Source organism: Noviherbaspirillum humi, from assembly GCF_900188095.1.
GTDB lineage: Bacteria > Pseudomonadota > Gammaproteobacteria > Burkholderiales > Burkholderiaceae_D > Noviherbaspirillum > Noviherbaspirillum humi.
Map to the genome: position 1 here is coordinate 1 of NZ_FZOT01000009.1, position 21,447 is coordinate 21,447.

Here is a 21,447-nt window from a genome sequence, read left to right on the forward strand (position 1 = left end):
CACATAGCCCAGGTGGCTCAGGTCCAGCAGGTTGTCGTGGATCAGCTGGTACGGCGCATCGTAGTGGAACACGTTGCCCTTGAACTTGTAGCGCGGGTCGCTGTGCACCCAGTAGCTCGGCGCCTCGTGCGTGGGCGCGGCGCCGTCTTCCTGCGGCATCCAGATCCACAGGATCTGGTCCTTCTCCACCAGGGTGTAGGCCTTCACCCTGGCCTTGACCGGGATCTTGTCCTGGCCGGGAATCTCCAGGCAGCTGCCGTTGGGGGCATACAGCATGCCGTGGTAGCCGCAGCGCACGCCCGGCCCTTCCACCGTGCCGCAGGACAGCGGCAGCGAGCGGTGGCAGCAGCGGTCTTCCAGCGCGGCGACCTGGCCTGCGGCGGTGCGAAACAGCACCACCGGCTGGTTGAGCAGGGTGCGCGCCAGCGGCTTGTCCTGCAGTTCCCAGGAAAAACCGGCGACGTACCATTGGTTCAGAACAAACATGACTCGCTCCTCGGAGTGGACTCTATCGTTTCGACCCGCCGCGCCGGGCGTGCCGGCTGCGCTTACTTTTCCTTGGCCGGATCCTTGACGTTTTCGTAGCGGGCAACCTCGGTCGTCACATACTCGCTGCCCTTCTTCTCGATGCGGCGGATATAGATGTTCTGCACGATGTCGCGGGTCTCGGGGTCGATGCGCACCACGCCGCGCGGACTGCTGCTGTTGCTGTAGCCCTTGACGGCGCTCATGAACGCTTCACCGCTCGGATTGCCGTTGGTCTTGGTCAGGGCGGCATCGATCAGGGCCATGGCGTCATAAGCGGCCGCGCCCATGAAGCTGGGCTTGACGCGGTCGTTCACCGTCTTGGCGAAGGATTGCAGGAACTTCTGATTTTCCGCGTTCGGCTGCGTGTACGAATAGAAGCCGGCGGTGTAGATGCCGACCGCGGCGTCGCCGGCCGGCTTCAGCACTTCCTCGTCGCCCCAGCCTTCGCCGGCCAGCACGCGGATGCCCGACTTGTCCAGCTCCTTCTGCCGGAAGGCCTTCATGAAGGTGATCATCGGCTGGCCGTTCGGCAGGAAAAGATGGATCGCATCCGGCTTCTCATCCTTGATGCGCTGCAGGTAGGCGCTGTAGTCCTGGGTATTCATCGGCACCCGCACCGCGCCGATCACCTGGCCGCCCTGGGCGGTGAATACCTTGGTGAACCATGTTTCGGCATCGACGCCCGGCGCATAGTCTGAGACGATGGAGAACACGCGGCGCGAGCCGGTCTTGTAAGCCCAGTCCGCGAGCGGCTTGACCGATTGCGCGATGGTGTAGGACACCCGGGTGACGTAAGGCGAACGGGTGGTGACGGCGGAAGCGGCGGCATTGATCACCACCATCGGCTTCTTCGCCTGGTCGGCGACGGCGGCGGATGCCATCGCGTTCGGCGTGAACTGGAAGCCGGTCAGGATATCGACCTTGTCGCGGGTGACCAGCTCGGTGGCGATGCGCTTGGCTTCTTCGGCCCGGGCTGAATCGTCGCGGTAGATCACCTCGGCCTTCTTGCCGCCCAGCATGCCCTTGTGCTCGCGCAGATAGGTCTCGATGCCTGCCTTCATCTGCTCGCCGCTGGGCGCGTTCTCGCCGGTCAGCGCAGCGATCATGCCGATCTTGATGGTGTTGCCGTCGGCGTGCGCCGTGGCGGCGAATGCGGATAAGGCCAGTGCGAGGCACCCTGAAAGCGCGTTCAAGCGGATCATGTGTTGTCTCCTGTCTGAATTGGATAGGCTGCTCGTATTTGGCAGCGATCTGGATGACATGATAGTCAATCGGTGTTATATATCAACGCAATTTAGCGTATAACATTTATTTGATTTTTAGATAGATGCGGGAAGCCGACCTCGATCTCGACCTCAACCTGCTGCCGGTCATCCTTGCAATTGCCGAAGAGAAAAGCGTCAGCCGGGCGGCGCAGCGCCTCGGCTGGAGCCAGCCCAAGGTGAGCATCGCGCTCAACAAGCTGCGCGCCTCCCTCGGCGATCCGCTGTTCGTGCGCGGCTCGCATGGCATGGAGCCGACGCCGCGGGCGCTGGCGCTGGTGGCGCCGACCAAGGACATCCTCCAGCGCATCCGGAACGATGTGCTGGCCGGCGGCGCCTTCGATCCGGCCGTGGCCACGCGGAAGTTCACCATCGCCCTGTCCGACATCGGCGAAATGACCATCCTGCCCAAGCTGATGGCCTACCTGCAGAAACACGCGCCGCAGGTATCGGTGTCTTCCGTGACCCTTGGACCGGAGGAGACGGTGGCCGGCCTGGAGCAGGGCCATATCGATCTCGCCGTCGGCTATTTTCCCGACCTGACCAAGCGCAATTTCTTCCAGCAGCGCTTGTTCTCCCATACCTTCATCAGCCTGCTCAATGCCAAACATCCGATCAAGGGCGGCCGGCTCACCATGGAACAATTCCTCCGGCTGGGCCATGCAGTCATCCGGGCCGAGGGACGCAGCCAGGAAATCTTCGAGCAGTTGCTGGCCAAGCACAAGATCGAGCGCCGCATCGTGCTCTCGACCCCGCACTTCATGTCGATTCCGTTCATCATCGCCTCGACGGACCTGCTGGTCACCGTGCCTTACGCCGTCGGCGAGTCCTTCACCAAGATCGCGAACATCCGCCTGATCCATCCCCCGCTGGAAGTGCCGAAATTCGACCTGAAGCAGCATTGGCATCGCAAGTTCCACAAGGACGAGGCCAATATGTGGCTGCGGTCCGTCATTGCCAAGCTGTTCGTCGACTAAAGCGGAAGGCGGACGGTTCGGCGTCCTGCAAGTCGCGCATGCGGATTTTGGGAGAGAATGGGCGGACCAGCCTGCACCGCAATCAGGCTGGCCGCCGGCAGGACTATCCTGCCCGAACGATATCGAACACCAGGAGACGAGGGCACATGATGGACAACGCCGACATTTCCCCCTGCCGAGCCGCAGCGCCAACCGGCCGGGCCGGGGAACCGCTTGCCATGAGACGATTCATCCTGAAGGCGGGCATCGCCGTCGCCGGCCTGTCATTCGGCCTGGGCGCCGCCGCCCAGGAACGCTGGCCGGAACGGCCGGTAAAAATCGTGGTGCCCTCTTCGCCGGGCGGCGGCACCGATGTCTTCGCCCGCATCCTGGCCCAGGCGCTGGGCGACCAGCTGAAGCAGACCTTCATCGTGGAGAACAAGCCCGGCAGCAGCGGCAACATCGGCGCCGATGCGGTGGCCAAGTCGGCGCCGGATGGCTACACGATCCTGGTCGCTTCGAACGCGTCCCTAGCGGTGAATCCCGGGCTGTACCCGAAGATGCCTTTCGACATCGACCGCGATCTGACCCCGGTGGCGCGCGGCGTGATGGCGCCCATGGTGCTGGTGGCCTCGCCGTCCCTGGGCATCAAGCGCTTCGACGACCTGGTGGCGCAAGGCAAGAGCAAGCCCGGCTCCCTGTTCTTCGGCTCCGCCGGGGTCGGCAGCCCGCCCTATATCGCCATGCGCATGATCGAGGAAGTCACCGGCGCCCATTTCGAGCACGTGCCCTACAAGGGCCTCGGGCCCGCCTACCAGGACCTGATGGGCGGCCAGATCCAGTTCATGATGGCCGACGCCGCCAGTTCCCTGCCCTTCATCGCCTCCGGCAGGATGATACCGCTGGCGGTGAACGACACCAGCATCAAGCAGCTGGAGGGCGTGCCGCGCTTCGACCGCACGGCGTATGGCCGCAACGACTTCTTCACCTCGTTCAGCGTCATGGCGCCGGCCAGGGTCCCGGCGTCCATCGTGCAGCGGCTGTCGCGGGAAATCAACGCGGCGATGAAGAAGCCCGAGGTGGCGAGCCGGCTCGAACAGCAAGCCCTGATCCCGGTATTCGATACGCCCGCCGGCTTTGCGGCCGACCTGAAGAAGGAGCGTGAACTCTGGGCACAGGTGATCCGGCGGAACAAGCTAACGCCGGAGCAGTAAGCGCCCTTTCCGCTACTGCACGCTTTCGCACGCTATTGCAGCCGGATCTGCTCGGCGAGATGCTGCAGCACGGTCGAGATGCGGCGCAGGTGGCGCGATTCCGGATGGGCGAGCAGCCAGAGCTCGGTGGTGCATTCGGCGATCTCCGGCGATATCTGCCGCAGGTCCGAGCGCGGCGCGGCCAGAAACAGCGGCAGCACCGCGACGCCGAGCCCGAGCGCGGCACACTCCGCCGCCGACAGGATGCTGTCCACCTGATAGCTCGGAACGAGCTTCGGGAAATGCTTGCGGCGCCAGACCACCGAGGGATGATCCGGAAGCGCGTCATCCGGCGCGATCCAGGGAGATTGCTTCGCCAGCGCATCGTCGAGCGAACGCAGCCGGCTCTTCCGGCAAGCGAACAGCGCCACCCGGATCGGGCCGAGATTGCGGCCCACCAGATGCTCGGGCGGCTTGCGGGTGGCGCGCACCGCGATGTCCGCGTCGCGCCTGCTCAAATTGGCCGGCTGGTTCGCCGCTTGCAGATCGAAGCGCAATTGCGGATGGCGTTCATGCAGCGTCCTCAGCGCCGGCGCGACCAGGCCATGCAGGAGGGTATCGGTGGTGGTGATGCGCACCTGGCCCGAGACCTGTTCCGGGCTGGCCTGCAGCAGCGACCGCGCCGCTTCGATCTCGCTTTCCAGGCGTTCCGCATGGCGCGCAAGCTCCAGCGCCGTATCGCCCGCGAGATAGCCGTTGCGGGTGCGTTCGAACAGCGTCTGGCCCAGGCCTCTTTCCATGCGCTGCAAATTGCGGAAGACGGTCGAGCTGTCCACGCCGAGGCGTTCCCCGGCATCGGCCAAGGTACCGCCGCGAACCAGGGCGAGCAGCGTCTCCAGATCGGAGGTCGTCAATTTGTATTGCGTTTTTGCAGTCATGGTTTGCGGTTTCGCCTATTTACCTTGTATTTTTACAATCATAGACTGAGGCTCCCTATCTTCCAAGGAGCTTCTCATGAATGCCTACACCACGACTTCCGCTGTTTCCTCCTTCGCCGATTCGGCGTTCGTCGCGTCCGCCTCGACCGGATCCGCTGCCCACGGCGCCGCGCTGCTCCGGCTTTCATTGGGCGTGATGTGGCTCGCCCACGCGCTGCTCAAGCTGTTCGTCTTCACCTTGCCCGGCACGGCCGCCTATTTCGAGAGCATCGGATTTCCCGGCTGGGTGGCCTATCCGGTGTTCATGGCCGAGGTTCTGGGCGGCATCGCGCTGGTTATCGGCTTCTATGCCCGTCAGACGACGCTGTTGCTGGTGCCTGTCATGGCGGTCGCGGCCTGGGTTCATGCCCCCAACGGCTGGGTGCATACCAGCGCCGGCGGCGGATGGGAATACCCGGTGTTTCTGATCGCCGCTTCCATCGCCCTGTGGCTGATCGGAGATGGTTCCTTCGCCCTGCGCCGCAGCGCCCGCTTCACTTTCGCATGAGGAGGCGGTCATGACTACGCAACCGGTTCTCGTCAGCCACGCGCTGTGCCCCTATGTGCAGCGCGCCGCCATCGTGTTGAAGGAGAAGGGAGTGCCTTTCATCCGGCGCGACATCGATCTTGCCGACAAGCCCGATTGGTTCCTCGACGTTTCGCCGCTCGGCAAGACTCCGGTGCTGCTGGTGGAGGACACGCCGATATTCGAGTCGGCGGTGATCTGCGACTATCTCGACGAGGTGTTCGCCCCGCGCCTGCATCCGGAAGATCCGCTGCAACGCGCCCGGCACCGCGCCTGGGTGGAGTTCGGGTCCGCCATGCTCAATGCCATCGCCGGCTTTTATTCCGCGCCGGATGAGGACGGGCTGCAGCGCGCCGCAGCGGCACTCCGGCGCAGGTTCGTGCAGCTGGAAGCGGCATTGGATTCGGCGCCCTACTTCGCAGGCGGCTGCTTTTCCATCGTCGATGCCGCATTCGGCCCGGTGTTCCGGTATTTCGATGTCTTCGACCGCATCGGCAACTTCGGCTTTCTGGACGGCCTGTCCCGGGTTCAAGCCTGGCGGGCCGCCCTGGCAGCAAGGGACTCGGTCAAGGCAGCCGTCAGCCGGGATTACGAGGATCTTCTTGCTGCCTTCCTCATGCAGCGGGGTTCGGCCCTGTCAGCCCGAATGCGGGCTTCAAGCGCCACGCTTCGGGAAGCCATGCACTGAGGAGACGGCGGCGCCGTGAAGCGGAACAGGCGGAGCGGCGCTCAACCGACGACGATGCGGTTGCGGCCCTCCAGCTTCGCCTGATAGAGCGCGGCATCGGCGCGGTTGAATATTTCCTTCAGATCGCTTGCCTGCGCCAGCACGGCGGTTGCGCCTATGCTGACCGTAAATGGAATCTCGCCTGCGGGAGCGATCAGGGGACAGCTGGCCAGCCTGGACCGGATGCGTTCAGCCACCATCTGCGCCGCATCGATGTTCGCATCCGGCAGCAGGACCATGAACTCCTCGCCGCCGAACCGCGCCAGGATGTCCTGGTTGCGCAGGCAAAGGGAAGTCATCGTGACGAAGTGCTTCAGCGCCAGGTCGCCGACCGCATGGCCGTGGGTATCGTTGAGCTGCTTGAAGTTGTCGATGTCCATCAGCAGCACGGAAAGCTGCTGGCCCGCTTGCCGGGAGCGCGACAGCTCGCTTTCGAAAATGACATGGAACGCCCGCCGGTTTAGGGTATCGGTCAGCGGATCGCGGCTGGCCTGTCGGTTCAGCTCCATCTGGAGCGCATTGCTCATCATGATGATCAGGCCCAGCACCAGAAGCATCATGAAGAGAAAGGCTTCCACGCCGGTGGCCGTGGGCATGGTTCCGATCGCATAGCCATCGCCCACATTTGTGGCAGCCGCACTGTAGGCCGCGCGGTAGATGTTGAAGCTGGCATGGGCAAGCAGAATCCAGGCAACCCAGCTCTGCCCAAGGCGATGCTCCTTGTTCCTCCGCAGGAGCTCCCAGGCCGGAAGCACCGACAGCAGCGCGATCAGCGAAGACAGCAAGACCAGCCGCCCGGGAACGTCGCTGTCATCGAGAAAATGGAAATACAGAACCGGCACGGCCATCAGCGGCACGGCGAACATCGACCAGGTGCGGACGGCGGCGCCGACGAACTGCCGAGTCCCGGTCCAGATCAGGGAATAGCCGAGCAGCAGCATGCCATTGCCCAGCACGACCGACAGCGCCGGGCTGATCATGCCTCTCGCCGCCAGCGGAAATCCGCTGAGGCCGGCGATGGCGAATCCCCAGGCCCAATGCTTGATGCCTTGCACCGAAAGCTTCATCCGTTCAGCCAGGAAGAGCGACCCCGACGCCGCCAGCGCCGCGATGGCGAGCATCAAATACACCGTTCTTACTTCCAAATGCATTGCCATTCCCTTAACACCGAGCTGAATCTTTGAGCGCTTTTCGCCGACGGGACTCATTGTATGCTGGAGGACACGGCCGTGGCCACGCAGGCGAGCGGCATGAAGCCGCCAGACCACAAAGGCGGACGGCATTCCCCCAGTTCGTGATCATTGATACATGGGCGACGGCCGTTCCTGATGCATGGGCGGCGGCCGTTCCTGACGGGAGGTGACTGCGACATGCCGGCGGCGGGCGACAAGGAAACCGGATTCTCACTGCAGAGCCAAGCCTGCGCCAGCCCGCATGCGCCGGCCTGCCATCCGCAAAGACAAATGGCGTGATCGCATGAATGCCGGCGGCTCGATCACGATCCGGGTGGCCATCCGAGCAAAGACGTTTGCATCTGCGAGACGACACGAAATACCGTTCGCCCTGCCGCCGCACGCCGCAGCAGATGGCGGCTTGCACCAAGGCGGAAAGCGGGCATCGAGGCAAGCTCGACCGCGCCAACGGCATCCGGGCGGATTGATGGCTGGTCATCCTCTGCCGGCGCGCAACGATAAGGCGACGCCGGCCAGGGTCAGCGACATGGCGGCGATCTCCTTCACGCCGAGAGGCTCGGCGAGGCTTGCTGCCGCCGCCAGGACGCCGACCACCGGCGTCAGCAGGGTGGCCACCGAGGCCGATGCGGGCGGCAGGCGATGGAGCGCCGCGAACCAGGTGATGTAGCACAGTCCCATCGGCACCAGGGTCATGTACACCATCACCATCGCTCCCTTGCCGCTGAGCGCATGCAGGTCCGGATGCTCGAACAGCACGCCAAACAGGAACATCGGCAGGCAGCCGATCAGGAGCTGCCAGGCGACGAGGGAGAACGGTTCAATGGGAAGCGGCTTCAACACGATGGTGCCGCAGGCGAACAGCAAGGCGGCCCCGAGCGCAAACAGGACGCCGGGCGCCTGGTCCGGGCGGATGCCTGAGTTTGCTCCCGCAAACAACAGCGCGATCCCGGATAGGCAGAGGACCAGCCCGCCAGCGGTCAGCAGCGTTGGCCGCTTGCCGAGGAACGGCCAGGCCAGCAAGGTGGCCCAGACCGGCATCGTATAAACCAGCAGCGCGCCCTGCCCCGCGTTCAGCCAGCGCATGGAAAGCGTGGAAAAGCCCATCCACGCAAAAATGTTGAGGAAGGCAGCGAGTGCCAGCCTGCCGAAAAAGCGGCGGGGCACCAGAAGGCTTTGCCTGGCGCTCAATGCGGCGCAGGAGATCAGAACCGCGGCGCACAGGCCGGACATTCCGCGCGCGAACAGCGGCGGCCACTCCTGCAGCAGCAGCTTCATCGCCGGCCAATTCATCCCCCAGCCTACCGAGGTGACGACGAGGCACAGCAGGCCGACGGATCGCGAATTCAGGTTTGCCAAGGAAAATGGGGTGCGTGGTCGGTTTTCTCAGGATTAAATCTTACCCCGCGAGAAGCGCATGCGTGCGGCGCAAAGGGTTGCGGCCCTCTCTGCGGTTTCTTCTTTCTGCAATTCGCCTCCATGGCAAGCCTGCGCCGCCATGGGCAGGCTGCGCTTCGTCCATGCATTGACCGAAATCGCCCGAAGGAACGCTGGCCGCATTCATCCCTCTATCGGTGGAGTGCTTATGGCTTCGATGAGGAACACCACATGGCGATCACCGCAAAACAGCTTTCGGCCCTGGCCGCGCAACTGGACAAGGCAGTGCGCAACGGCCGCAGCACCGAGCCGTGCGAACGCACCGACATCAAGACCCAGCTCGGCTTTCGGGCCGGCATGATCATGTCGCACGGCGACCTGCTGCGCTACGCGACATGGCTGCAGCAGGCGCTGGACACGGAGCAGCGGCGCCTGGACGCCTTGCCTCGGCAGGACGACGAAACGCCCGCCGCCAAGCTCGATGAAGTCGCCAAGGCGGCGGAGTGGGTAGAGCAGAATACGACGCTGGACGCCTCAAATCCCTGACGGGAAAGTTTCCGGCACCTCGTCATGCTGCCAGGAACTCGTGCGGTCGAGCGGATGCAGCGCGCGGGTATGGTCGATGTGGATCACCGCATCGAACTGACGGACGATGTCGGCATGGAAATAGTGGCTGATGCGCTCGGTGTCCGGCAGGTAGATCACGCCGATGGCCCGCTCCAGCCTGCGTTCCTGAAGCGCCGCCTCGATGGCCTTGCGTCCGCGTATCGGCAGCAGGAAGTTGCCGATGCCGGCGTCGTGGAACAGGCGCTCGATGCTGTCGGGCCGCGATGGCACAACCTTCTTCAGTTCCGCCGGGGTGTCCCACTCCGAGGCGGCGGTGACGGTGCCGGCATGCGTGGTGAAGCCGACCAGATACGCCTCCTTGCCATGACGCTCGCGCACCAGCTGGCCGAGATTGATCTGGCCGTGGTCGCCCATCTCGGTGGCGCGGGCATCGCCGATATGGGAGTTGTGAGCCCACACCACGATCTTGGCCGGCCGGCCATTCTGCCGGCCGATGTGCTCGCGCAGCGCATCGAGCGTATCCGCCATGTGGGTATCGCGCAGGTTCCATGATTCGTCGCGGCCGAGGAACATGGCGCGGTAATACGCTTCGGCGTTGCGCGCCACGCGCGCATTCTGCTCGGCGTAGAAGCGCTCGTCGGCGGCGGCCGCATCCAGATTCAATCCTTTCTCCGCATCGGCTGTCATGGCCAGCAGCTGCCGCACTACCTCTTCCTCGCAGCCCTTGTTCATGCCGAAGCTGGCGGCATAGCCGTAGTGCTGGGGATCGTCGGCGAAATGATCGAAGCAGCTGTAGCGGGCCCGGGCCCGCTTGGCGGCCTCGGGGTCGACCTGCTGCAGGTAGCGCACCACCGCTTCCATCGAACTGCGCAGGCTGTACAGATCGAGGCCGTAGAATCCGATGCGGTCCTGCAGCGCCTGGCGGCCGGCATTATGCGAGCGCAGCCAGTCGATCAGCGCCACCGTTTCCCTGTTTCGCCACATCCAGAGCGGAAAGCGCCGGAAATTCCGCAGGGACGCTTCAGCGTCATCGTCCTGGGCGGCGCTTTGCATGGCGCGTATGTAGCGGCTGACGCGCACCGTGTCCGGCCAATCGGCTTCCACCGCGATCGCATCGAAGCCCTTGTCCGCGATCAGCCGCTGGCTGATTCGCGCGCGGGCGCGGTAGAACTCTTCCGTGCCGTGGGTCGCTTCGCCGAGCAGGACGATGGACGCATCGCCGATCTCCCGCAGCAGGGCATCATGCGCATCGTCCGCCGCGACCGCGCTGGCCTCGCGCCGGATGGCATCGAGGGTGGATTGGTTTGCCATGACGTTTCCCTCCGGATGTTTCGGACTCTTGCCGGCGGCGCCCTTCTTCGACTTGAAAAGGGCCTGCAACCGCTTAGAGGGATTGCCGAATGCCGGGTTCTGGCGCATGCCGAACATGCGCCATCGGCTCAGCACGGGAACAGGCTCCAGCCCGCCGGCATCGCCTCAATGCTGACCCGGTGTGAAAATTGCCGCACGGATTTCTCCGGAATCATTCATGGCTTTTCCTTGTCTAGCGATCAAGTCCGCCGGATGCCGGCGGAACGAACGCCCATTCATAACCCAAGGAAAGGAAGAAAAATGCTGAGTCGTATCGCGACAGTGGCGGCGATTGCCGCCGGCGGTTACCTGATTTCCCGACAGATGATGAGATCGCGCGGTTCGGACATGGAATCCACGGTCGAGGAGGCGATCGAGGTGAACGTGCCGCTGAGCACCGCCTACAACCAGTTCACCCAGTTCGAGGATCTGCCGAAATTCATGGACAGCGTGCATGAAGTGAAGCAGCTGGATGACAAACGCCTGCACTGGCGCGCCAGCATCGCCGGCAAGGAGAAAGAATGGGATGCCGAGATCACCGAGCAGATTCCGGACGAGCGCATCGCCTGGCGCAGCATCGGCGGCGTGCACAATGCCGGCGTGGTGACCTTCCACAAGATTTCCGAGAACAAGACCCGCGTCATGCTGCAGATGGATTACGACCCGATGAGCGTGGACGAAAAGATCGGAGACGCGCTCGGCTTCGTCAAGATGCAGACCAAGTCCAACCTGAAGCGCTTCAAGGAACTGGTGGAGAGCCGCGGCAGCGAAACCGGCGCCTGGCGCGGCAACATTCCGCGCCAGTAAGGCGGTCGCCGGCGCGTCGTCGCCTTAGGCGGCCGGGCGCCGGCGGTGGAACACCAGCGGGCTGTAGGGCACCGCCGATGGCGGCGGCGAATTGAGGATGCCCGGCTTCATGGCGCCGACTACATGCATTTCGCACGGCTTGCAGTCGAAGCGCAGGGTATAGCGTTCATTGCCGCTCACCAGCGTCATCGGCTCCGCCTTGACCTGGCCCTGAACGCCCTGCACACCCTTGGCCTGCTTCGGACAGAGGTTGAAGGAAAAGCGCAGGCAGTGCTTGGTGATCATCAGCGACACCTCGCCCGGCTCCTCGTGCGCCTCGTAGGCGGCGTCGATCAGCTGCACGCCATGCTTGTGGTAGAAGGCCCGCGCCTTTTCGTTGTAGACGTTGGCGAGATAGCTCAGCTGGGCCTCGGGATAGGCGGGCGGCGGATCGGCCGGCGCCTTGCGCGCGGGCCGCTGCCATGCAGCCAGCCGTACCGCCTCATGCGCGGCGACCGCATCGCGCCGCAGCGCATTGATCGCCGCCGCCGGCACGAACCAAGGCTGCGACAATGACAGCGTGACCGACTCCGCCTCGAACATGGTGTTGCCGAGCTTGGCGAGGCTGGCGCGCAGGGCGGCCCCGGCCTGTTCCGCCTGCTGCGCCGGCTGCAATGCGATCGCAGCGTCAGTCGTGCTGGCGATGCCATCCTCGTCGCGGATCGCAAGGCGCAGCCCCCCGGCATGCTCGGACAGCGTCAGCTGCAGCGCCACCTTCCGCTCCGCCGATTTCTTTTGCAGCGCCGCTTCCCACTGGTGGTCGCGGTTGCGGTGAATCGCCACGCCCGGCTTCAATCCCGCCAGCGTCTGCAGCATTTCGTTCGGGAAGACGCGCCAGCGCTGGCCTTCCGCCTCGTCTCCGAGCTTCTGTACCCTGTTCGCCAGGATGCCGACGGTGCTGCGCTTGTGCATGTAATTCAGGCCGTCGCCATTGGCCAGCGGCGCGTTCGCCAGCAGGTCGAAATGATCCGTGCCGATGCGGCTGACCGTGCCCAGCTCCACGCCGACATACTTCGGCGAATCGAAGGCGCCGATGTCGTCTTGGCGGCCCTGGGCGAAATAATCGGTATGGCCGCGGTGGAAGTTCTTGTCCACGTCCGGCTCGAACAGGAGTCGGGTGCGGCCGCTGGAGGCGCGCACGAATTCCGGCCGCCGCGCCAGGATATCGTCCAGCAGGCGGCGATAGTGGCCGGTGATGTTCTTCACATAGCCCATGTCCTTGTAGCGTCCCTCGATCTTGAAGGAACGGATGCCGGCGTCGATCAGCGCTTCCAGGTTGCGGCTCTGGTCGTTGTCCTTCATCGACAGCAAATGCTTCTCGTAAGCCACCACCCGGCCCTGGCCGTCGGTGAGGGTATAGGGCAGGCGGCAGGCCTGCGAGCAGTCGCCGCGGTTGGCGCTGCGGCCGGTGTCGGCATGCGAGATGTAGCACTGGCCGGAGAAGGCCACGCACAGCGCGCCGTGGATGAAGTATTCGAGCGGCGTGTCGACCTCGGCGCGGATGGCGCGGATCTGCTCCACCGTCAGCTCGCGCGCCAGCACCAGCTGCGAGAAGCCGGCCGCGCCGAGAAAGCGCGCCTTTTCCACCGTGCGGATGTCGCACTGGGTGCTGGCATGCAGCTGGATCGGCGGCAGATCCATTTCCAGGATGCCCATGTCCTGGATGATGAGCGCATCCACCCCGGCCTCGTACAGCTGCCAGATCTGCTTGCGCGCCAGCTCCAGCTCGGCGTCGTGCAGGATGGTGTTCACCGTGATGAAGATGCGGGAACGGTAGCGGTGCGCGAATTCCACCAGGGCGGCGATGTCTTCCAGCGAATTGCTGGCATTGTGGCGGGCGCCGAAGGCGGGGCCGCCGATGTACACCGCGTCGGCGCCATGCAGGATGGCTTCGCGGCCGATCTCGGCGGTCTTGGCGGGAGACAGCAATTCGAGCTGATGATCGAGGAGGGACATGGGAAGGATCCGATCAGGCGAAGCGGCAGATTATAGCCAATGCGCGGCGGCTACAGGGGAATGCGCTTACGGGGGAATGCGCTTATTGGCTGGCGGAAAAAGGCAGCGCGGGAAGGCTTTTCTCTGGTGCCCTGCTTTCGAAAACCCTATCGCCGACGGCTCCCGAAACTGATTGATGCAAGGACAATGGCGTCAATTGGAAGCTTTCAAGGATCGGCACGGGATGTCTCCCCGCTTTTTCCTGAATGAAGCACCGAATTTGCTTATCGCCCGTGGCCTTTTCGACATGCCCTCCGCATAATAGGCGCGCAATTGCATGCCTGCGATAAACGCAAGCCGGCACGGCAATCCAGCCGGCACCCGGGCGTGCGCCCCGCTTTCTCATTCAAGGAGATTTACCAGATGCCCCATTCCACCCGCCCGATGCAGCTTGAACGCGCCGGCCTGCAAAGCCGCAAACGCCGCCTTGCCCTTATCGTGAAATGCATGGCCCTGGCCGCTGTGGCCGCTGTGGCCGCCGGCCTGCCGCTGTCGTCGGCGCTGGCGCAGAGCGACTACCCGAGCAAGCCCATCCACGTCATCGTTCCCTACACCCCGGGCGGCGGCGTCGACATCGTCACCCGCCTCGTGACCCAGAAGATGAGCGTCCTGCTCAAGCAGACCATCATCGTGGAGAACAAGCCGGGCGCCGCCACCAACATCGGCATGGAGTCCACCGTCCGCGCCGAGCCGGACGGCTACACCCTGCTCACCGCTTCCAACACCCTGGCCAGCAACGCCGCACTGTTCCCGAACCTGAGCTTCGATCCGGCGCGCGACCTGATTCCGGTGGGCAGCATCGGCTATGCGCCGCTGGTGGTGGTGGTGCCGCAGAACTCGACCTTCAAAACCCTGCCGGACCTCATCGCCTATGGCAAGGCCAATCCCGACAAGCTGTCCTACGGCTCCGCCGGCAACGGCAGCTCCGGCCACCTCGCGAGCGAGCTGCTGAAGGCGGAAGGCGGCTTCGATGCGCTGCACATTCCCTACAAGGGCGGTGCGCCGGCGATCACCGATCTGCTGGGCGACCGCATCTCCTTCATGTCGATCAATCCGCTGGAAGTGATCTCGCACATCCAGTCCGGCAAGCTGCGCGCGCTGGCGGTGCTCGACAAGGACCCGACTCCGCTGCTGCCCAACGTGCCGTCGGCGCGGTCGCTGCAGCTGCCGGGCAGCTACGCCTCGGTATGGTGGGGCCTAGTCGGCCCGAAGAACATGCCGGCCGACGCGGTAAACAAGCTCAACGCCGCGCTGCGCCAGACGCTGGCGGATCCGGCGGTGGTCAAGCGCATGGGTGAACTGGGCGCGGTGGTCACGCCTGGCACGCCCGCCGACTTCGGCAATTTCGTGAAGGCGGAGACGGTCAAGTGGACCAAGGTGATCAAGACGGCGAAGATAAAGGCGGATTAATACCAATTTGATTGGCTGATGCGGACATGGTTAAGCCATGTCCGCTCGACGCCCTGTCCGATGCGGCTTGCCGCACGGACGGGGCGTTTCTTTTTTAGGCCGGCGCATGCGCCCCGAAGACAATAAGTACATTCGAACGAAATCGGCTATCCCGCGTGAAGCGGATTACGGGCATGCAATCCAAGGGGATAACGCGACGCGAATCCGCCGATTGGGGAGCGCGCATTCTTGAACGAAGCCTGAGCATTATCAAAGGTCCTTTCGGCTCGATCCCGGACCACCCCTACCCAATTCCTAGAATGAACCAAAAGCGCCCGATGCAAGAATCTGTTTGCATGGCTGGCCTTTCTGTTCGACAAGCAACGAACAGATGGCTTCATAGGCGCTTTTTGGCGGCATCCTGACGAAACACTGTCGTGCGCGGCGCAATCCGCGCTCGCTGATGCCGGTTGCGTTTGCCGGTTCATGCGCAGCGCGGGCCGGCTTTGAGTTGGCGTCCTCGAATCCGGGCACCGGATTGCCGGCACCGGCAGACACCGTAGGCAGACGGAGGCAAGGCCGCGCCGCGCGTGGGCCGGTCCGCGCGATTCGACGGCCCATCCAGCCATCTTAGGCTTGCGCGCTTGCGCCACGAAAGCGGCTATAGCGTTCATTCGAAGCACGCGATGCCGAGCGCAGCCTGTTCGATGCGGAGATGCCCCATTCCCGGACGCCGGATGCCTGCGCCGCTCTCCGGTCAACTTGCATGAAGCGACGGGTGGCGGCTGGATGGCTCGCGCCGCGAAATTGCCCGCGAAGGCATCCTCGGCGCCGGCAATCGAATGAAACTGGAACCCCACATGAAGACCGATGTGCTCATTGTCGGAGCAGGCCCGACCGGATTGATGCTCGCCTGCCAGCTCGCGAAACGAAATACCCGGGTCATGATCATCGACCGGAATCCCGGCCCCTCCGTCCAGACCAAGGCGCTCGGCGTGCAGGCCCGCACTCTGGAAATCTACTCGCACCTTGGCATTGCCCAGCGCGCCGTCGAGTTGGGCAAGCGTGCCACGGGCGCCTGCATGTGGGTCAACGGAAAGCGGGTAGCGCGCGTGCCGCTGGGCGATATCGGTTCGGACTTGAGTCCGTATCCTTTCCTGCTGATCCTGGGCCAGGACGACAACGAAAGGCTGCTCGGAGCGGTGCTTCAGGACCAGGGCGTGCAGGTACAGTGGGATTCCAGGCTCGTCGATCTTTCGCAAACGCCCGAAGGGGTGCTGGCAAAGGTGGCGCGCCCCGATGGATCGATCGTGGAAATCGCCGCTGGCTGGGTGGCCGGATGTGACGGCGCACGAAGCACGGTGCGTGACTTGTGCAATATCCCCTTTTCCGGGGCGCCCTACCAGCATGTATTTTATGTTGCCGATACGCGCGCGATCGGCTCGATGGCGCCCGATGAACTGAACGTGTATCTGTGGCGCGGCGGTTTTCATCTGTTTTTCCCCTTGCGCGGCGCGAATCACTGGAGAGTGGTCGGGATCGTTCCGCCGGAGCTGCGTTCGCGCGATACCCTGGACTTCGACGCCGTCGCTCCCTTCGTGCGCAAGGAGGTGGGGAACGCGCAAGCCGGCACCGCGCTCTCGTTTGAAGCCTGCAGCTGGTTTTCCACTTATCACGTACATCACCGGCGCGCCGAGCGCTTTCGCGATCGGCGGTGCTTTCTGCTTGGCGACGCGGCCCATGTTCACAGCCCCGTTGGCGCGCAGGGCATGAATACCGGATTGCAGGATGCGTACAACCTCGCATGGAAAATGGCGCTCGTCACATCAGGGCAGGCGGCGGAAAGCTTGCTTGACACGTACGAGATCGAACGCATCCCGGTCGCCCAACGCCTGCTCGCGACGACTGATCGGGCCTTCACATTTCTTATCTCGGAGCGGTGGCCCGCCGAAGCCTTTCGCATGCGGATTGTCCAGCGGATCATCGCCTTGGCCATGCGCCGGGAGCGTACCCGGCAGCTGGCTTTTCGCACCATCTCGCAGATTGGCATCCGTTACCGGAACAGCCCGCTGTCCAAAACACAATCCCGCTCAACCGACGGGGCGCCGAAGCCAGGCGATCGATTCCCCTGGCTACAGCTGGAATCCAGCCCTCACACCCCTGTCCGGGATCTGTTCGAGCAGCTGGATGACACGCGCTTCAACCTGCTCCTGTTCGGACAATCCGCTCCGGCCGGCGCTTCGCTGAGCCGGCTTCCCAAGCTGATGACCACCCATGTAATTCCGGACGATCCTGTCAATGACCAAGCACTTGCCCGCGCCAGCATTTCCAAGCCTTCGTTCTTTCTGCTGCGACCCGATGGTCATATCGGCTTTGCGGGCGCCGAACTGGATGTCATGGCGTTGCACAGTTACCTGGTTGAGCAGGTCAAGCTTCTGTCGACCGTTGCAGCAGACGTCCCGCGCGACGAGATAGCCGCTCATCGGCGGGCTTGATGCGATCAAGCCGATAAAGGAGTGGCGACTCTTGGACTCCTCTGGCCGGTTAAGCGCCGAGCGGCAATGATTCGGCTCCCTCCGTCAGCCGTATTGCCCCACGATGGAAACCGGTCAGTTCCGACATTTTCGGCTTCCGCCGCACATTGGAAAACCAAGCCGGCAGATCCCGTTTTTCGAGCCGACAGGCAACGGGGTTAATATGCAACCATTTCCGCTTCCTATTTCATGCGAGTCAAATGAGCCTCTCTGGGCCAATTCGAACCATGCCGACCGCGCTTGCCGCCAAATGCGTAGCCTGGCTGCGCACGATTTTCAGCCTGGGCTGGTATTCGCTGGCCATTGCCTGCGCGGTTCTGACGCATAACGCCGCCGCGGAGGACGCTTTCAAGGTCGGGTCGAAACGGTTCACCGAATCCTATATCCTCGGCGAGATCGTGGCGCAGGCTGCCGCCACTTATTCCGCTGCGGTGCATGAGCAGGGCTTGGGCAATACGGCCATCGTATTTGCAGCGCTCCGAACCGGCCGGATAGACGTCTATGCGGAATACACCGGAACGATCGAACGCGAGATCCTGAAGCACGCCACGCCTGTGCCGGCCGACGTCATGCGGCGCGAACTGGCCGCGCTCGGCATCGGCATGGGCGTGCCACTGGGTTTCAACAACAGTTACGCGCTTGCCATGCGCGCGGCCGATGCGGAGCGTTATGGCATCCATACCCTCAGCGACCTGGTGCGCCACCCTGAACTGCGGCTTGGACTATCGCATGAATTCATGGCGCGCGAAGATGGATGGCCTGGATTAAGGCAGCGGTATGCCTTGCGCAATCGGGCGACCGGACTGGATCACGGCATCGCCTACGACGCACTCCTGCAAGGTCAGGTGGATGCCATCGATATTTATGCGACCGACGCCAGGATCGAACACCTGGGCTTGCGCGTGCTGACGGATGATCAGCATTATTTCCCCCGCTACGATGCCGTGCTGCTGTATCGCCTCGATGTCGGGCAACGCTTCCCCAGGGCGTGGCAGGCGGTGCAACATCTGCAGGGACGCATATCGGCTGCCGACATGATCAGCTTGAATGCGCAGGCGGAACTGCAGGGCAAAAGCTTTTCGGCCATCGCGCACGCGTTTCTGGCTCCGGACCAGGAGAAGCAGGTTCAGCCGCCCGGATTGCAGGATAAACTGTTCGACGGCAACCTGTGGCGCCTGACGCGGCAACATGTCTGGCTGGTGCTGGTGTCGGTGTTGATGGCCTCGCTGGTTGGCATTCCGCTCGGCATCGCCGCAGCATTCATTCCGCCGCTGCGGCATGCCATCATGGGGTTCGTGGGCGTTCTGCAGACGATCCCGTCGCTCGCCCTCCTCGCGATGCTGATTCCGGTGCTTGGGATGATCGGCGCGCTCCCGGCAATGATTGCGCTGTTTGTCTACGCACTGCTTCCCATCGTGCGCAACACCTGCATCGCGATGGAGCAGGTGCCAAGCGGCCTGCGGCAAGCCGCCCAGGCACTCGGCCTGGGCGCCACGGATCGCTTGCTGCATATCGACCTGCCGCTGTGCATGCCGGTGATCCTGGCCGGCATAAAGACCGCAGCGGTCATCAATGTCGGTACCGCCACCATTGCCGCCCTGATCGGCGCAGGCGGCTATGGCGAGCGCATCGCCGCCGGCCTGGCGCTGAACGACAATGCCATGCTGCTGGCCGGAGCGATTCCATCGGCAGCGCTCGCGCTCCTGACCCAGCTATGCTTCGAACTTGCGGAGCGCGCGCTCCAGCGCCGCCGCGCGGGATAAGCGGCAGACAGCTCAGCCGTTTCTGTCGGCCATCTCGCCGCCATGCGCGTACCGGTAGGTAGTCGGGTGCAGCGATTCCGCCATCCTGCTGGATGATGTCATTGAGGTGGTTCGATTGATTTGGCGTCAGCACAGGCCAGCATCGCACTGCCAACCACTGGCTCTCCCAGAGTCTTGAGCATCTCGCCGGCGCTGCGCATGTCACGCACTTCCTTGTTCTGGCTCAGCTTTGACTTGCCGACGAGCCGCGTGATCTCGATTTCTAGACCGACAACGGCCTTCAACATCGAATCGATGAATTCCTGGGAACTGTCTCCCATTTTCCATGGCGTCGGCTGCGACGCTTCATGGGTCCGGGTCAGCCGCGCCACGACGCTCCGCACGAAGCGTTCATCGTCACGTATCGTGATGCGCCCATGGGCATGCGCCACCATGTAGTTCCAGGTTGGCACCTGCCGATGGAACTCATGCTTGGAGGGGTACCAGTTCGGCGATATGTAAGCATCGCCGGCACTAAACACGACGAGCACCTCTTCGCCGCTCGCCACTTCCCGCCACAAGGGATTGGCGCGTGCGACATGGGCACTCAGCAGACCCAGCTTGCCGGACGCGGGATCGAGTTCAAATGGAAGATGGTTGGCATCCAGTCCGCCCGAAGTGTGGGTAACCAACATGCCGAACGGATGCTGCTTGATGAGGTCGTGCAGCACCTCGGGGCGTGATTCATCGAAATGGGCAGGCACGTACATTGTCGATTCCTTGGTCCTGGCAACGCAGCGCTGATCCCTCTGGTTTGGATGCTGCCGAGCGGGCGAAGGTCAGCGCATGCGGTCGTGCGGTAGGCCTTTACGCCGCCGCGACGGGTAAACTTGGCTTGTACTAGCCGCTCAAGTATGGCCTCACGTTGAGCAGCATGCGCTCAATGTAATCATCTTGTTTTTGGACAAGCCTTAGCCGAGGCCGGCCAGGCCATTCACACCATCTCCGCAAACCCGATCCGATCCGTCGTGGCCGCCCGCGCATCTTCGAGACTCACCTTGTGCGATGCCAGCAAGCCTTCCAGCACGCTGTTCATGGTGTGGCAGCCGAGCCCGCGGCCGGCGTTCATGTGGGCGCGGATGGCGCTCAGATCACCCTCTTCGATCATGGATGCGATGGCCGGGCTGATGGTCAGGCATTCTGTCGCCAGGTGATAGCGGTTGCCTTGCTTCGACGGCAGCAGCGCCTGGCACAGGACGCCGCGCAGCGCGTGCGCCAGCGCCTGGCTCTGGGCGTCGGAATTGCCGAGCAGGCGCAGCATTTTCTGCAGGCCGAGCTCGGTCGAGCGCGCGTGCAGGCTCGCCAGCACCAGCGGGCCGGATTCGGCCAGGGCCAGCGCTTCCTGGGCAGTCTGGGCGTCGCGGATCTCGCCGATCACGATCACGTCCGGCCGCTCGCGCAGGGCGTCCAGCGCGCCCAGGTAGTAGCTGCCGACGTCGGCGTCCTCGCCCACCTCGCGCTGGGTGATGATGCATTTGCGCTGCGGGATCAGGGTCTCGACCGGATCCTCGATCGTGATGATGTGGCCGGAGCGCTGCCGGTTGATCTCGTCGAGGAGGGAAGCGATCGTGGTCGACTTGCCCTGGCAGGTGTCGCCGATGATCAGAACCAGGCCGCTGGTCAGCCGCGCGAATTCCTGCTCGTCGGCGTGCAGCCCGAGTTCCATCAGCGACAGCGGCTCCTTCGGGAAGCGGCGGATCACGCAGCCCAGGCGCTTCTTGCCCTGGAAGCTGAAGCAGTTGGCGCGGATGCGCGCCGTGTGCAGATCGATCGCGCGGTCGAAGGCGCGCTCGTTGATGCGCTCGGCCCAGTTCGGCTGGATCACGTCGAAGAACTCTTCCAGCTCTTCCTTGGTAATGGGCGAATCGGTGACCGCCACCAGCCCTTTCGGCTGGCGCAGCGTCAGCGGGCTGTTCTGGTGGATGATGATGTCAGAGAACACCAGCTTCGAATTCAGCAGGTGCAGGATCTGCTCGACCAGGGTGCCGAACACCGGGTGGTCTTCGTTCTCGATGTAAGACAGGGTGGGAATCTGCGAGGACTGGTGGTGTTCCATGATGATGAGCAAGCGATTCGATGGGTTAGGGGATTATAGAACCAGCATGCCCGTTAAATTCCAGGTGGAAAGAGATTTTTTTAGCGGCCCGCGGCTGCCGTGATTACGCGGCCACACCGCGCGGCGCCAAGCCGGCGGCCATCCATCCGAGACACCATGGCAAACCACCTGA

The 21,447-nt window shown here is 63.6% G+C and carries 19 protein-coding genes; 10 read left to right on the forward strand and 9 right to left on the reverse strand.

All coding sequences use genetic code 11. The features are described 5' to 3' along the window. Positions 1 to 486, reverse strand: a 486-nt coding sequence (locus CHB88_RS13935) for a Rieske 2Fe-2S domain-containing protein (RefSeq protein ID WP_143131274.1), incomplete at its 3' end; no start/stop codon positions are given. Between the two features lie 62 nt (positions 487 to 548). Next, positions 549 to 1,730 (reverse strand): ABC transporter substrate-binding protein, encoded by a 1,182-nt coding sequence (locus CHB88_RS13940; RefSeq protein WP_176442474.1) that lies wholly within the window; start codon positions 1,728 to 1,730, stop codon positions 549 to 551. A gap of 125 nt (positions 1,731 to 1,855) precedes the next feature. On the opposite strand from CHB88_RS13940, the gene CHB88_RS13945 reads away from it, so the two are divergent. Beyond that, complete coding sequence (locus tag CHB88_RS13945; RefSeq protein ID WP_089399953.1) at positions 1,856 to 2,767, forward strand: LysR family transcriptional regulator; 912 nt, start codon at positions 1,856 to 1,858, stop codon at positions 2,765 to 2,767. A gap of 218 nt (positions 2,768 to 2,985) precedes the next feature. Continuing rightward, positions 2,986 to 3,960, forward strand: a complete 975-nt coding sequence (locus CHB88_RS13950; protein WP_089400060.1) for a Bug family tripartite tricarboxylate transporter substrate binding protein — start codon at positions 2,986 to 2,988, stop codon at positions 3,958 to 3,960. Positions 3,961 to 3,992: 32 nt separating this feature from the next. On the opposite strand, the gene CHB88_RS13955 is transcribed toward CHB88_RS13950, so the two are convergent. After that, the gene (locus CHB88_RS13955; protein WP_089399954.1) at positions 3,993 to 4,877 is read right to left on the reverse strand and encodes a LysR family transcriptional regulator; all 885 of its coding nucleotides are present in this window, start codon (positions 4,875 to 4,877) and stop codon (positions 3,993 to 3,995) included. 76 nt (positions 4,878 to 4,953) lie between these two features. Between CHB88_RS13955 and CHB88_RS13960 the strand changes: the two genes are divergently transcribed. Continuing rightward, entirely contained in the window at positions 4,954 to 5,424 is a 471-nt protein-coding gene (locus tag CHB88_RS13960; protein WP_089399955.1) for a DoxX family protein, read from the forward strand. 10 nt (positions 5,425 to 5,434) lie between these two features. Further along, entirely contained in the window at positions 5,435 to 6,130 is a 696-nt protein-coding gene (locus CHB88_RS13965; RefSeq protein ID WP_089399956.1) for a glutathione S-transferase family protein, read from the forward strand. A 41-nt stretch (positions 6,131 to 6,171) separates the two neighbouring features. On the opposite strand, the gene CHB88_RS13970 is transcribed toward CHB88_RS13965, so the two are convergent. Further along, positions 6,172 to 7,320: a GGDEF domain-containing protein gene (locus CHB88_RS13970; RefSeq protein ID WP_176442475.1), complete on the reverse strand. Its 1,149-nt coding sequence runs from the start codon at positions 7,318 to 7,320 to the stop codon at positions 6,172 to 6,174. 377 nt (positions 7,321 to 7,697) lie between these two features. On the opposite strand from CHB88_RS13970, the gene CHB88_RS25885 reads away from it, so the two are divergent. Continuing rightward, the gene (locus CHB88_RS25885) at positions 7,698 to 7,829 is read left to right on the forward strand and encodes a hypothetical protein (protein ID WP_281255022.1); all 132 of its coding nucleotides are present in this window, start codon (positions 7,698 to 7,700) and stop codon (positions 7,827 to 7,829) included. A 7-nt stretch (positions 7,830 to 7,836) separates the two neighbouring features. Here CHB88_RS25885 and CHB88_RS13975 read toward each other — a convergent pair whose 3' ends face one another. Continuing rightward, positions 7,837 to 8,718, reverse strand: coding sequence for a DMT family transporter (locus tag CHB88_RS13975; RefSeq protein ID WP_245844968.1), 882 nt, complete (start codon positions 8,716 to 8,718; stop codon positions 7,837 to 7,839). Between the two features lie 249 nt (positions 8,719 to 8,967). Between CHB88_RS13975 and CHB88_RS13980 the strand changes: the two genes are divergently transcribed. Beyond that, positions 8,968 to 9,282, forward strand: coding sequence for a hypothetical protein (locus tag CHB88_RS13980; RefSeq protein ID WP_089399958.1), 315 nt, complete (start codon positions 8,968 to 8,970; stop codon positions 9,280 to 9,282). Here the strand turns inward: CHB88_RS13980 and CHB88_RS13985 are convergent. Then, positions 9,271 to 10,614 carry an erythromycin esterase family protein gene (locus tag CHB88_RS13985; RefSeq protein WP_089400062.1) on the reverse strand — a complete coding sequence of 448 codons (1,344 nt, stop codon included), beginning with the start codon at positions 10,612 to 10,614 and terminating at the stop codon, positions 9,271 to 9,273. The two genes, CHB88_RS13980 and CHB88_RS13985, sit on opposite strands and share 12 nt — an antisense overlap. A gap of 300 nt (positions 10,615 to 10,914) precedes the next feature. Here CHB88_RS13985 and CHB88_RS13990 point away from each other — a divergent pair, with 300 nt between their 5' ends. After that, the gene (locus CHB88_RS13990; protein ID WP_176442476.1) at positions 10,915 to 11,460 is read left to right on the forward strand and encodes an SRPBCC family protein; all 546 of its coding nucleotides are present in this window, start codon (positions 10,915 to 10,917) and stop codon (positions 11,458 to 11,460) included. A 24-nt stretch (positions 11,461 to 11,484) separates the two neighbouring features. Here the strand turns inward: CHB88_RS13990 and CHB88_RS13995 are convergent, their stop codons facing one another. Then, positions 11,485 to 13,455, reverse strand: a complete 1,971-nt coding sequence (locus CHB88_RS13995) for a peptidase U32 family protein (RefSeq protein WP_089399959.1) — start codon at positions 13,453 to 13,455, stop codon at positions 11,485 to 11,487. Between the two features lie 486 nt (positions 13,456 to 13,941). Between CHB88_RS13995 and CHB88_RS14000 the strand changes: the two genes are divergently transcribed. The 3 genes from CHB88_RS14000 (at position 13,942) to CHB88_RS14010 (ending at position 19,180) form a co-directional block, all read left to right on the forward strand. After that, positions 13,942 to 14,904 (forward strand): Bug family tripartite tricarboxylate transporter substrate binding protein, encoded by a 963-nt coding sequence (locus CHB88_RS14000; RefSeq protein WP_089400064.1) that lies wholly within the window; start codon positions 13,942 to 13,944, stop codon positions 14,902 to 14,904. An 839-nt stretch (positions 14,905 to 15,743) separates the two neighbouring features. Next, complete coding sequence (locus CHB88_RS14005; RefSeq protein ID WP_089399960.1) at positions 15,744 to 17,378, forward strand: FAD-dependent oxidoreductase; 1,635 nt, start codon at positions 15,744 to 15,746, stop codon at positions 17,376 to 17,378. A gap of 266 nt (positions 17,379 to 17,644) precedes the next feature. Further along, entirely contained in the window at positions 17,645 to 19,180 is a 1,536-nt protein-coding gene (locus tag CHB88_RS14010; protein WP_089399961.1) for a glycine betaine ABC transporter substrate-binding protein, read from the forward strand. Between the two features lie 98 nt (positions 19,181 to 19,278). Here the strand turns inward: CHB88_RS14010 and CHB88_RS14015 are convergent, their stop codons facing one another. Further along, on the reverse strand, positions 19,279 to 19,929 hold the full coding sequence (locus tag CHB88_RS14015) for an FMN-binding negative transcriptional regulator (RefSeq protein WP_089399962.1): 651 nt from the start codon (positions 19,927 to 19,929) through the stop codon (positions 19,279 to 19,281). Between the two features lie 224 nt (positions 19,930 to 20,153). After that, positions 20,154 to 21,275, reverse strand: coding sequence for a type IV pilus twitching motility protein PilT (locus CHB88_RS14020; protein ID WP_089400065.1), 1,122 nt, complete (start codon positions 21,273 to 21,275; stop codon positions 20,154 to 20,156). Positions 21,276 to 21,447: the final 172 nt, after the last annotated feature.

What these genes read in the sequence shown, in the direction of transcription:
- CHB88_RS13990 (WP_176442476.1), top strand. Translation starts at nt 10,915, where the DNA reads ATGCTGAGTCGTATCGCGACAGTGGCGGCGATTGCCGCCGGCGGTTAC.
- CHB88_RS14000 (WP_089400064.1), top strand. Translation starts at nt 13,942, where the DNA reads ATGGCCCTGGCCGCTGTGGCCGCTGTGGCCGCCGGCCTGCCGCTGTCG.
- CHB88_RS14005 (WP_089399960.1), top strand. Translation starts at nt 15,744, where the DNA reads ATGAAGACCGATGTGCTCATTGTCGGAGCAGGCCCGACCGGATTGATG.
- CHB88_RS13955 (WP_089399954.1), bottom strand. Translation starts at nt 4,877, where the DNA reads ATGACTGCAAAAACGCAATACAAATTGACGACCTCCGATCTGGAGACG.
- CHB88_RS13995 (WP_089399959.1), bottom strand. Translation starts at nt 13,455, where the DNA reads ATGTCCCTCCTCGATCATCAGCTCGAATTGCTGTCTCCCGCCAAGACC.
- CHB88_RS13945 (WP_089399953.1), top strand. Translation starts at nt 1,856, where the DNA reads ATGCGGGAAGCCGACCTCGATCTCGACCTCAACCTGCTGCCGGTCATC.
- CHB88_RS13960 (WP_089399955.1), top strand. Translation starts at nt 4,954, where the DNA reads ATGAATGCCTACACCACGACTTCCGCTGTTTCCTCCTTCGCCGATTCG.
- CHB88_RS13970 (WP_176442475.1), bottom strand. Translation starts at nt 7,320, where the DNA reads ATGCATTTGGAAGTAAGAACGGTGTATTTGATGCTCGCCATCGCGGCG.
- CHB88_RS13950 (WP_089400060.1), top strand. Translation starts at nt 2,986, where the DNA reads ATGAGACGATTCATCCTGAAGGCGGGCATCGCCGTCGCCGGCCTGTCA.
- CHB88_RS13985 (WP_089400062.1), bottom strand. Translation starts at nt 10,614, where the DNA reads ATGGCAAACCAATCCACCCTCGATGCCATCCGGCGCGAGGCCAGCGCG.
- CHB88_RS14010 (WP_089399961.1), top strand. Translation starts at nt 17,645, where the DNA reads ATGCCGACCGCGCTTGCCGCCAAATGCGTAGCCTGGCTGCGCACGATT.
- CHB88_RS13940 (WP_176442474.1), bottom strand. Translation starts at nt 1,730, where the DNA reads ATGATCCGCTTGAACGCGCTTTCAGGGTGCCTCGCACTGGCCTTATCC.
- CHB88_RS14015 (WP_089399962.1), bottom strand. Translation starts at nt 19,929, where the DNA reads ATGTACGTGCCTGCCCATTTCGATGAATCACGCCCCGAGGTGCTGCAC.
- CHB88_RS13980 (WP_089399958.1), top strand. Translation starts at nt 8,968, where the DNA reads ATGGCGATCACCGCAAAACAGCTTTCGGCCCTGGCCGCGCAACTGGAC.
- CHB88_RS13965 (WP_089399956.1), top strand. Translation starts at nt 5,435, where the DNA reads ATGACTACGCAACCGGTTCTCGTCAGCCACGCGCTGTGCCCCTATGTG.
- CHB88_RS14020 (WP_089400065.1), bottom strand. Translation starts at nt 21,275, where the DNA reads ATGGAACACCACCAGTCCTCGCAGATTCCCACCCTGTCTTACATCGAG.